The organism is Methylobacterium sp. CCH5-D2 (genome assembly GCF_001556475.1).
Lineage (GTDB): Bacteria > Pseudomonadota > Alphaproteobacteria > Rhizobiales > Beijerinckiaceae > Methylobacterium > Methylobacterium hispanicum.
Map to the genome: position 1 here is coordinate 1 of NZ_LSIX01001042.1, position 376 is coordinate 376.

The following is a 376-nucleotide window of genomic DNA, read 5'->3' on the forward strand; positions in this document are numbered from 1 at the left end:
GCGATCAGGCGAGTGCCGAAGCCCCGCCGCGACGGGACGGAAGTCGGCGGACCGCCACTCTCCGCCCAGTCGAGGTGAAGGCGCCGCGCGCCGTCGTTGGTCCGCTCGACGCGCCAGCGGACGCGGATCTCGCCGCCCGGCATGCTCAGGGCGCCGTACTTGGCAGCGTTGGTGGCGAGTTCGTGCAGAGTCATGCCGAGCGAGAGCACGTGGCGCGGCGACAATGCCACGTCGGGACCTTCGAAGACGATGCGGCAGGAACCGCCGCGGTAGGGGCCGAGCTCGGCCTCCACCACCTCGCGCAGCGGCGCGCCGCTCCAATCGTCCCGGGTGAGGAGGTCGTGGGTCTTCGACAGGGCCAGGATGCGCGCCTCCA

1 protein-coding gene is annotated in these 376 nt (G+C 72.1%); it reads right to left on the minus strand.

The window, feature by feature from the left end; genetic code table 11:
• The coding region (locus AX737_RS28400; RefSeq protein ID WP_197430750.1) for a sensor histidine kinase at positions 1 to 376 on the minus strand (376 nt) is incomplete at both ends.